Origin of the sequence: Rhodococcus sp. (in: high G+C Gram-positive bacteria) (genome assembly GCF_049299235.1) — a bacterium.
Taxonomy (GTDB): domain Bacteria; phylum Actinomycetota; class Actinomycetes; order Mycobacteriales; family Mycobacteriaceae; genus Rhodococcus.
Map to the genome: position 1 here is coordinate 1 of NZ_JBAQXC010000275.1, position 9550 is coordinate 9550.

11 protein-coding genes and 1 pseudogene are annotated in these 9550 nt (G+C 67.5%); 7 read left to right on the forward strand and 5 right to left on the reverse strand.

Annotated features, from left to right (window positions below):
* Positions 1–136 precede the first annotated feature (136 nt).
* Entirely contained in the window at positions 137–529 is a 393-nt protein-coding gene (locus tag WAX14_RS16200) for a DUF5709 domain-containing protein (protein ID WP_422629077.1), read from the reverse strand.
* Between the two features lie 221 nt (positions 530–750).
* Between WAX14_RS16200 and WAX14_RS16205 the strand changes: the two genes are divergently transcribed.
* Entirely contained in the window at positions 751–906 is a 156-nt protein-coding gene (locus WAX14_RS16205) for a DUF6131 family protein (RefSeq protein WP_422629078.1), read from the forward strand.
* Between the two features lie 42 nt (positions 907–948).
* Here the strand turns inward: WAX14_RS16205 and WAX14_RS16210 are convergent, their stop codons facing one another.
* The 3 genes from WAX14_RS16210 to WAX14_RS16220 form a co-directional block, all read right to left on the reverse strand.
* On the reverse strand, positions 949–1104 hold the full coding sequence (locus WAX14_RS16210) for a CDGSH iron-sulfur domain-containing protein (RefSeq protein WP_422629086.1): 156 nt from the start codon (positions 1102–1104) through the stop codon (positions 949–951).
* 70 nt (positions 1105–1174) lie between these two features.
* Entirely contained in the window at positions 1175–1825 is a 651-nt protein-coding gene (locus WAX14_RS16215) for a HemK2/MTQ2 family protein methyltransferase (RefSeq protein WP_422629087.1), read from the reverse strand.
* Positions 1826–1860: 35 nt separating this feature from the next.
* Entirely contained in the window at positions 1861–2127 is a 267-nt protein-coding gene (locus WAX14_RS16220; RefSeq protein WP_422629079.1) for a hypothetical protein, read from the reverse strand.
* Positions 2128–2206: 79 nt separating this feature from the next.
* Between WAX14_RS16220 and WAX14_RS16225 the strand changes: the two genes are divergently transcribed.
* From WAX14_RS16225 to WAX14_RS16240, 4 genes are all read left to right on the forward strand, one after another.
* Positions 2207–3058, forward strand: a complete 852-nt coding sequence (locus tag WAX14_RS16225; protein WP_422629080.1) for an aldo/keto reductase — start codon at positions 2207–2209, stop codon at positions 3056–3058.
* A 45-nt stretch (positions 3059–3103) separates the two neighbouring features.
* Positions 3104–3763 carry a transcriptional repressor LexA gene (lexA, locus tag WAX14_RS16230; protein ID WP_422629081.1) on the forward strand — a complete coding sequence of 220 codons (660 nt, stop codon included), beginning with the start codon at positions 3104–3106 and terminating at the stop codon, positions 3761–3763.
* A gap of 80 nt (positions 3764–3843) precedes the next feature.
* On the forward strand, positions 3844–6483 hold the full coding sequence (locus WAX14_RS16235) for a multicopper oxidase domain-containing protein (RefSeq protein WP_422629082.1): 2640 nt from the start codon (positions 3844–3846) through the stop codon (positions 6481–6483).
* A gap of 73 nt (positions 6484–6556) precedes the next feature.
* Positions 6557–7216 (forward strand): DUF2231 domain-containing protein, encoded by a 660-nt coding sequence (locus tag WAX14_RS16240; protein WP_422629083.1) that lies wholly within the window; start codon positions 6557–6559, stop codon positions 7214–7216.
* 20 nt (positions 7217–7236) lie between these two features.
* Here the strand turns inward: WAX14_RS16240 and WAX14_RS16245 are convergent.
* Positions 7237–7790, reverse strand: a pseudogene (locus WAX14_RS16245) (alcohol dehydrogenase catalytic domain-containing protein).
* A 293-nt stretch (positions 7791–8083) separates the two neighbouring features.
* On the opposite strand from WAX14_RS16245, the gene WAX14_RS16250 reads away from it, so the two are divergent.
* Complete coding sequence (locus WAX14_RS16250; protein WP_422629084.1) at positions 8084–8671, forward strand: type 1 glutamine amidotransferase domain-containing protein; 588 nt, start codon at positions 8084–8086, stop codon at positions 8669–8671.
* Between the two features lie 65 nt (positions 8672–8736).
* On the forward strand, positions 8737–9516 hold the full coding sequence (locus WAX14_RS16255; protein WP_422629085.1) for an SDR family NAD(P)-dependent oxidoreductase: 780 nt from the start codon (positions 8737–8739) through the stop codon (positions 9514–9516).
* Positions 9517–9550: the final 34 nt, after the last annotated feature.

A 9550-nucleotide genomic window follows, 5' to 3' on the forward strand; every position in this document is an offset into this window, starting at 1 on the left:
GGCCGTATCGCGTTCGGGTTCCGTACCCCGGAGAACCAACGCCGCCGGGTACGGTGGGCCTGCACTCGTCGATCACGTCGGGTCGCACCCAGCCGGCGCCAATGCCACTGCTAACTGCGAAGAGCCCCGTTCTCCCTCAGCGTCTGTCGACATCGTCCTCGTCGACGACGTGGACGGCCGCTTCCTCGGCTCCGGCACCGGCGCCGTCGATTCCGACGTCCTCGGCGAGAAGTTCGGATTCGGTGTCCTCACCGGTTCCCTCGTCCGGCGCGACGAGCCGTCCCGCGCGGTCGGTGTCGGCTCGTCGGCCGCCTCCACCCTGCCCGATGTCGGGTTCTTCCTCCGCGAGACGGGAATCGAGGTCGTCGTGCGGTTCGAGTGCAAGGGGACGCTCGGGCGGCGAAATCCCTTCGTCGAGAACATCGTCGACGCCGCGATCGATGAGGGTGTCCTCGGGTTGCAACTGGTCTTCGTCGTCGACGCTGTACTCGCCGGGGACGCTCGCACCGGGGTTCTCCGAAGTAGGCATGCTTCGACCATGCCACCGTCCGGCGGTTTGCGCCACATCGGTGTATCCGGTTTGCGCCACATCGGTGTATCGCGATGCGCGAGCGGGTATCCGGCGGGTTTGTGGAGTGATCCGGGCGGTGACCACCGAGCGTGTGACAGGGTTCGAATGTCCGGATCGGGGGTATTCACTGTCATGTCCGGGCCATCTCGAGCGCGGACACCGACAGCAAGGTGACGAACATGATTATTCTGGGCTTGATCCTGCTGGTGGTCGGATTCCTGACCGGGATCTCGATCCTGTGGACACTGGGCATCATCCTTGTCGTGGTGGGCGTCATCCTGGCGCTGGTCGGCACCACCGGACGGGCGGTCGGTGGCCGCCAGCACTGGTACTGATGTCGACACCGGTACTGATGTCGATACTGGTACTGATGTCGCTCACTGCCGGGGCGGACGCGCGCCCCGGCGGTGGCTGGTGTCGCACAACGGGTAAATTCCGCTGCGATGGCATCGGCACACGGCGACGACGAAACGGTCGGACGTCACGACGGTCCCGTCCTCGGCCACGATCCGCACCGGCCCCTCGACGAGCATCGGGCCGCCCGGCACCAACCGGACGGCCCGTGCTTCTGCGCAGGTCTCGGCGAGAGGATCCACGGGGATGTCATCGGGGGATTTCCGGTCGGTCGGCACGGACCACCACCACTTCCTCGATTCCGTCCTCCGCATATGAGTCGAAAGTATCTGACGGAGAATATGTTCGACATTCCACTAGATAGTCGGTTCGGCCCCGCATCACGGGGCCGAAAGGTATGCGCTCCCGCGCGACCACGGTGGCTTTCACACCGCCCTCGCGCAGCATGTCGAGTGTGATGTCCACTCCGGTGAACTCGGAGTGGACGATAAGCGCGAATCCGCCGGGCCGCAACAGGTTCGGCATTGCACGGCACAGCGGATCGACAACGGCACGACCGTCGGGTCCGGCGTCCCAGCGCGGATCCCGCGCTCCGCACGGAGCGGGCACGTAGGGCGGATTGGACACGATGACGTCGAACGGCCCGAGCCTGCGCGCTACACCGAGGTCACCGCGAAGCGCCCTGATGGGCAGCCGCCGTGACCACGCGTTGAGCCTGGCAGTGAGCACGGCGAGCGGCGCTATGTCAAGCGCGGTAACCGATTTCGCGCCGGCCCTCGCGGCTGTGACCGCAAGAATCCCCGTGCCCGTGCAGAAGTCGAGAACCTTCGCATCCGACGGCGGACCCGCGCACCCGTACGCGTGCGCGAGCAGCCGCGAATCCTCTTGCGGCCGGTACACACCCGGCATCCGCCACAGATTGTCCGTCCGCACGGCTACAGAACCCCGGGCTCGTGGGTGGGAGTGCCGCCGGAGCCACCGAGACGGCGCCGCCGGAAGTTGAGCGCGATCATGACGGCCCCCACGATGATCAGAACGGCGGCGACGACAATGCCGACGGCCGACCATCCTTCGAAACCACCGCCGGCCGCGAACAGTGTCAGCGCTATCGCAGCGATCCCCGCCAGGACGCATGCATAGCCGACCCATCCGGCGAACCGCGTACCCGTCGTCGGACCACCACCGTGTGTTGTCTTCACCATGCGAGCGGTTACCCGCCCGCGCAGGCACCGAAACCGGGCACGCGCGGAACGATATCCGGTACTCGCGCGTTGACCGGGCATGACCTCTGCATCTCCGGTACCGAATGTGACGCTCAACGACGGCAGGACGATCCCGCGGATCGGGTTCGGCGTGTGGCAGGTCCCCGACGACGAATGCTTCACTGCCGTCACCAGCGCGCTGGCCGTCGGCTACCGCAGCATCGACACGGCCGCGATCTACGGAAACGAGGTCGGCACGGGCCGGGCGATCGCGTCGTCCGGGATTTCCCGCGACGACCTGTTCGTCACCACCAAACTGTGGAACAGTGCCGAGCAGCCGTGGACCCGGGACCGCGTGCTGACCGAGTTCGACGCCTCACTGGACCGTCTCGGGCTCGACCATGTCGATCTGTATCTGATCCACTGGCCACGGCCGATGCGGGAGGACTACCGCACGATCTGGCAGACGTTCACCGAACTGAACGCCGACGGCCGCGCCCGATCCATCGGCGTGTCCAACTTCCAGCCGGAGCAGTTGCGCACGATCATCGACGACACCGGCGTTGTACCTGTGGTCAACCAAGTCGAGGTCCATCCGGATTTCGCGCAGACCGAACTCCGGGCGGTGCACGACGAATTGGGCATCGTCACCGAAGCGTGGTCGCCGCTCGGTCAAGGCCGCGGCCTGCTCGACGATCCGACGCTGGCGCGCATCGCGCTCGAGCACGGCCGTACCGCCGCGCAGGTGGCGCTACGGTGGCATCTTCAGCTCGGCAACGTGACAATCCCGAAGTCGGTGACGCCGCACCGTATCCGGCAGAACCTCGAAGTGTTCGATTTCGAACTCGGCGCCGACGATCTCGAGGCGATCGCCGCTCTCGACACCGGGAACCGCCTGGGCGGCGATCCCGCCACCTTCGACATGGGCTGAACGGGGCTGAACGGGGCAGTCCGGTTCGTCGCTACGATTCGCCGCGTGACCGACTACGACGACTTCGACATGTTCGGCGGCCTCGACGCCTCGGCCCTGCCGCTGCGGCAGCAGCAGATCCTGGCGGCCATCCGGGATTGGGTGGGCGCACATGGTTGCGCGCCGAGCACCCGGCAGATCGCGGATGCGGTGGGTCTGCGATCACTGTCGTCGGTGTCCCGGCATCTGCGCAGCCTCGAGGACAACGGGTTCCTGCGGCGCGGTTCGTCGGTGGCGCGGCAACTCGACGTCCGCCCGTTCCTGGCGGCGTCGGCCCCCGCCGGATCGGGTGGCACGGTCCCCGTGCCGGTCGTCGGTGACATCGCGGCCGGTGTGCCGATCGTCGCCGAACAACACCTCGACGACGTGCTGACTCTGCCCCGTGAACTTGTCGGATCGGGCACGGTGTTCGGCCTGCGGGTGCGTGGGGATTCGATGGTCGACGCCGCGATCTGCGACGGCGATGTGGTGGTGGTGCGGCAGCAGAGTGAGGCGCACTCGGGCGAGATCGTCGCGGCGATGATCGACGGTGAGGCCACCGTCAAGGTGTTGCGCCGACGGAACGGGCATGTGTATCTCGAGCCGCGGAATCCGGCCTATCCGGTCCAGGAGGGCGATCATGCCGTCGTGCTCGGCAAGGTGGTGTCGGTGATGCGCCGCCTATGACGGCAGCATCGGTGCAGGACCGATATGAAATCTACGACAAGTCGTAGTAAACGGTGGTGGATCGGTCCTACCATCCGACTGTGAGCACAACGCGTCCGGTGAAACGACCCAAGAGTTGGCACCAGCGCGCGGGGATGCCCGTGCGCGTCTGGCTCGTGTTGCTGATCCTCGCCGGCCTGACGCACCCCTTCCTCCCCGAATCGCGGTGGCTGCTGGTCCACCTGTTCACCCTCGGCGCCGTCACCAACTCCATCGTGGTGTGGTCACAGACCCTCGCCGAACGCTTCCTCGGCTATCACCTCCCCGACAGCGCCCGCACCCCGCAACTCGTCAAGATCTATCTGCTCAACGCGGGCATCGTCGTCACCGTCGCCGGCATCCTCGGCGGATGGTTCCCGGTCACCCTCACCGGCGCGGTCATCGTCGGTGCGATGCTCGCATGGCACGCCATCGCGCTGCTCCTGTTGATCCGGGCCGCACAGCGGTCGCGAGCCGCGGACGGCCAGGACCCCGCACTGCACGCGCAGAGCGTGTGGTTCCTGGTGGCGTCGGCGGCACTGCTGCCCGTCGGCGCCGGTTTCGGTGCCGCACTCGCCTACGGCCAATCCGATCGCACCGAAGCCGGATTCCTGCTCGCCCACCAGGCGATGAACCTGCTGGGCTTCCTCGGTCTGGCCGCCGCCGGGGTGCTGACGGTGATGTATCCGAACCTGATCGGCATGGAGCAGAAGACCCCCCGTCGCTCCGCTCGCCCTGTCGCGCTGATCGTGCTGCTCACCGGCATCACCGTGCTCCTCGTCGGCGCACTGACCGGGCAACCGCTCGTCGCCGCGGCCGGTTGCGCCATCTACCTCGCCGGATGGGTCGTCGTCGCGGGCCCGCTGCTACGCGGAGCCCTCGCACATCCCCCCACCGGATTCGCGGCCGCCTCGATCACCGCGGCGATGCTGTGGCTGCTCGGATCGCTGGCGAGCCTGACCATCGTGCTCGCGACCGGCCCGATGACCGCGGAACGCGCCACGCTGATGACCGTGCCGTTCCTCGCCGGGTTCGCGGCGCAGTTGCTGTTCGGGGTGATGAGTCACCTGCTGCCCACACTGATGGGCGGGGGGCCCGCGGTGGTCGGCGCGGGCATCGACAAGATGAACCGGTGGTGGGTGTGGCGGCTCGTCGTCGTCAACGTGGGACTGCTGCTGTTCCTGCTGCCGCTCGCGAGCTGGATGCGGGTGGGCGTTTCGGCGCTGGTGATGCTCGCGTTCGTGATGTTCCTGCCGATCATGGTCACCAGCGCGAAGGCATCGGTGGCAGGCCGGCGCGCGGTGATGAGCGGCGAGGCGGCACCCGAGTTCACACCGGCACCGCAGAACCGCGGAGTGCAGGCCACCGCCGCCCTAGCCTGCCTCGCGCTGGTCGCAGCCGTCACCTCCGGTATCGGCGGTGGCGGACTCGGCACCGGAGACGCATCGGCCGGGGTGACACCGACCGGCAACACCACCGAGGTGCAGGTCGAGATGATCGGCATGCGGTTCGTTCCCGATTCGATCACGGTGCCCGCCGGTGACCGACTGGTCCTCACGGTCACCAATGCCGACGAGCAGGTCCACGACCTGGTGCTGTCCACCGGCCACGACAGCGGACGGCTCGCCACCGACCAGACCACCACCATCGACGTCGGCGTCGTCGGCACCGACATCGACGGGTGGTGCTCGATCGTCGGACACCGGCAGCAGGGGATGGTCCTGAGCATCCTCGTCGACGGCGGCGCGCCGGCCGGCGACACCGCAGCCGGACACAACAGCACAGCCGGGCACGGCAGCACAGCCGGACACGGCCACAGTGCCGGAGCAGGAGCAGGCGTCGATCTCGCCGCCGCACCCCCGGACGATTTCGTCGCCCGCGACCCGGTGCTCGCGCCCGCTCCCGGCGGCACCACCCACGCCTACACGTTCGAGGTCACCGAAGTTCCCGGCGAATACGCGGTCGGCGCTCCGCAAACCATGTGGACGTACAACGGGAAACCGATGGGTCCGACGCTGCGCGGCCGACTCGGGGATGTCTTCGAGATCACGCTGGTCAACAACGGCACCATGGGCCACTCCATCGACTTCCACGCCGGGATGGTCGGCCCGGACGAACCGATGCGCACCATCAACCCCGGCGAGGAACTCGTCTACCGGTTCCGCGCCGAGCACAGCGGAATCTGGTTGTACCACTGCGCAACCGCCCCGATGGCGGTGCACATCGCCGCAGGCATGTTCGGTGCGGTCGTCATCGATCCGCCGAGCCTGACGCCGGTCGACGCCGAATACCTCATGGTGCAGTCCGACGTGTATCTCGGCGACGGCGAGGTCGACGCGGACAAGGTCGCGGCGGCAACCCCCGATCTGGTGGTGTTCAACGGCTTCGCACACCAGTACATGCACCGGCCGTTGCACGCCGAGGTCGGTGATCGGATCCGCATCTGGCTGCTCGCCGCAGGCCCCGCCCAGAGCACCAGCTTCCACGTGGTCGGAAGCCAGTTCGACACCGTGTACAAGGAAGGCGCCTATCTGCTGCGCGCCGGTGGCCCCGACCGTGGCGGATCGCAAGCACTCGATTTGGCGGTCGCCCAGGGTGGCTTCGTCGAGATGGAATTCCTCGAACCCGGCACCTACACGTTCCTCAACCACCGGATGGTCGACGGGGACCGCGGCGCGATGGGCACGATCATCGTCGGGTAGCGCCCCGTTTCCCGGCCTCTCCGTTTCCCGGCCTCTCCGTTTCCCGGCCTCTCCGGTGGGGTACGCAACCTACATGTCTTCCCCGACCCCGTCTTCCCCGACCCTGTCTTCCCCGACCTCGTCTTCCTCCCCGATCGCACGACTGCTCGAAAGCACCGAATCGGTGTCCTGGCTCGACGGCCCGGCCACGGCCGTCCGCCGCTTCGTGCGGCCGATCGCCGACAGCCCGGTCGGGCGTGTCCTGCACGGCGAGTTCCTCGGCCATCCGCTGCATCCCACCCTGGTGGCGGTGCCGATCGGGGCGTGGACGTCGGCTGCCGTCTTCGATCTGTTGTTTCACCGCCCGGACGCGGCCCGACGACTGCTCGGGCTGGGGCTGGTAGCGGTTCCGCCGACGCTGCTCACCGGATGGTCGGACTGGTCACGGTGCAGCACGGTGCAGCGCCGTGTCGGTCTCGTCCATGCGGTGACGAACGTCGCGGGCATCGCGCTGACGGCCGCGTCGTACCGGCGTCGGCGGTGCGCCCCCGGATCATCACGCTCCGCGGTGGCCCTGAGCCTGGCCGGTCTCGGGCTGGTCGGGGCGGGCGGCGCCCTGGGCGGACATTTGGTGTTCGCACTCGGTTCCGGCACGTCACCCGCCGTGTCCGCGACTGTCGTTCCCGACCCCGACGCACACGGCCCCGCGTACGATCCGGTGCTCGCCGAACCGATCGCGCCGGAAGATCGGTGATGCAACTCAGGGCTCGAAACTCAGGGCTCGAGCAGAATCTTCACGGCCCCGTCCGCTTTGCGCTGGAAGATGTCATATGCGTGAGGTCCCTCGGACAGCGGAAGCCGGTGCGTGGCAAAGGTGTCCACACCGAGTGGATCGTCGTCGGTGAGCAAGGGAACGATCTCCGGTACCCACCGGTTCACATTGGCCTGCCCCATGCGCAGGGTGATCTGCTTGTCGAACATGGCCCGCTGCCGTATTCACGAACCTGAGTCGTTTCGCACTGCGAGTACAGGCCGTGTCCGCACATGAAGCAACCGCCACACGAAACCTGGAACGGGATCACCACCCGGTCACCTGGCTTCAGCCCCGTCACCTCGCGACCGACCTCTTCGACGATCCCCATCGGCTCGTGCCCGAGGATGTCGCCCGGCGTCATGAACGCCCCGAGCACCTCGTACAGATGCAGGTCCGACCCGCAGATGTTGGTGGTGGTGACGCGGATGACGGCATCGGTCGGTTCCTCGATCCGCGGGTCCGGCACCGTGTCCACCTCGACGGTGCGCTTGCCCTGCCACGTGAGCGCCTTCATCGTTGGGCCTTCCTCTCCTGATCTCCGCTGGATCCACTGGTATCCGCTGGGTCCACTCCTGCCTCGGCTACCGCCGGCATGCGGTGTTCAAATCCCGCGGTCAATTACGCGACCCGAATCATCACCTCGACCTCGGCGAGCACCCGGACACGATCACCGCCCGGGCACACCGGCGGCCGGCCGGTGTGCCGGATACCGGGTGTGCTCGTCACAGTGTGTCGCGCACCGGTGTTTCGCGGCCCGGTTCCGGGTATCCGTCGCGAGCGACCGACAAGTCGAAAGGATGGCCGACCATGAACGCTTCGGACACAAGCAATTCCGCGTCGGATACGGGTCCGCTGGCATCACGGAGGGTCGCGATCTTGGCCACCGACGGTGTGGAGGAAGTCGAACTCGTCGAGCCCCGCCGGGCCGTGGAGCGAGCCGGTGCCGAGACCCGGCTGCTCTCATTGGATTCCGGCGAGATCCAGGCGATGAACGCCGACGTGCATCCGGCGGGCAAACACCGCGTCGACGAGACGGTGGCCGACGCGTCGGTCGACGACTTCGATGCGTTGCTGCTTCCCGGTGGCACCACCAATCCCGATCACCTGCGGCAGAATTCGGCGGCGGTCGCGTTCGTCCGGGATTTCGTCCGGTCGGGACGTCCCGTGGGCGTGATCTGCCACGGGCCGTGGATGCTCGTCGAGGCCGATGTCGTGCGTGATCGCACCCTGACGTCGTATCCGAGCGTACGCACCGATATCCGCAACGCCGGCGGCACGGTGGTCGACGAGGAGGTGGTGGTCGACGGGAATCTCGTGTCGAGTCGCAACCCCGACGACCTGCCCGCCTTCTGCGATGCGGTCGTCGACGTGTTCGCCCGAGCAGCGCAGAGCTGACGACGAGAGCACCCGCCCAACGACGTCGGCAGCATATCGGCGGAACGAAGGAGGAACACCGTTCGATGAGTACGAAGAACAGTTACCACCACCAGGGCCGTGTCGTCATCGTCACGGGCGGCGGCAGCGGTATGGGCCGGGCGATCACCCGCGGCTTCCTCGAGAACGGGGCTCGCGTCGTCGTGTCCGGTCGTCACATCGAGCCGCTGCAGGAGACGATCGAAGGGCACGCCGAGGAACGCGCGATGGCGGTCACCGCGGATGTGGCCGTCCGCGGTGAGGTCGCGGCACTGGTCGAGCGTACGGTCGCCGCGTTCGGCGGGATCGACGTGATCGTCAGCAACGCTGGTGTCAGTCCCGCCGGGCCGATTTCCGAGCTGAGCGACGAGGATTGGCGTCGGGGCTTCGCGGCCAACGTCGACGGCCTGTTTCATCTCGTGTCCGAGGCCGAGCCGCATCTGAAGAAGAGCAAGGGCACTGTGATCGCCACGTCCTCGGTGTCCGGATTGTACGGCGATTGGGGGCAAGCGGCGTACAACGCCACCAAACACGCGGTTTCGGGGTTCGTGCGGTCACTCGCGCTGGACTGGGGCCGGGAGGGAGTCCGGGTCAACGCGATCGCTCCGGCCTTCACCATCACTGAGCTGACCCGGGACGCGTGGGAGGACGACGCAGATCTGTCCGCCTACACCGACAGGATCGCCTTGGGACGCCCCGGCTATCCGGAGGACGTCGTCGGGCCGGTTCTGTTCCTCGCCAGCGAGGACGCCGCGTATGTCACCGGCTGCATCTTCCCCGTCGACGGGGGAACCACCGCGTCGACGGGGCAGCCTCGTAGCACGTGAGTCCTCCCGGCACGAGAGGGCCGCACGCGGATTC

What these genes read in the sequence shown, in the direction of transcription:
- WAX14_RS16200 (WP_422629077.1), bottom strand. Translation starts at nt 529, where the DNA reads ATGCCTACTTCGGAGAACCCCGGTGCGAGCGTCCCCGGCGAGTACAGC.
- WAX14_RS16205 (WP_422629078.1), top strand. Translation starts at nt 751, where the DNA reads ATGATTATTCTGGGCTTGATCCTGCTGGTGGTCGGATTCCTGACCGGG.
- WAX14_RS16210 (WP_422629086.1), bottom strand. Translation starts at nt 1,104, where the DNA reads ATGCTCGTCGAGGGGCCGGTGCGGATCGTGGCCGAGGACGGGACCGTC.
- WAX14_RS16220 (WP_422629079.1), bottom strand. Translation starts at nt 2,127, where the DNA reads ATGGTGAAGACAACACACGGTGGTGGTCCGACGACGGGTACGCGGTTC.
- WAX14_RS16225 (WP_422629080.1), top strand. Translation starts at nt 2,207, where the DNA reads ATGACCTCTGCATCTCCGGTACCGAATGTGACGCTCAACGACGGCAGG.
- WAX14_RS16240 (WP_422629083.1), top strand. Translation starts at nt 6,557, where the DNA reads ATGTCTTCCCCGACCCCGTCTTCCCCGACCCTGTCTTCCCCGACCTCG.
- WAX14_RS16250 (WP_422629084.1), top strand. Translation starts at nt 8,084, where the DNA reads ATGAACGCTTCGGACACAAGCAATTCCGCGTCGGATACGGGTCCGCTG.
- WAX14_RS16255 (WP_422629085.1), top strand. Translation starts at nt 8,737, where the DNA reads ATGAGTACGAAGAACAGTTACCACCACCAGGGCCGTGTCGTCATCGTC.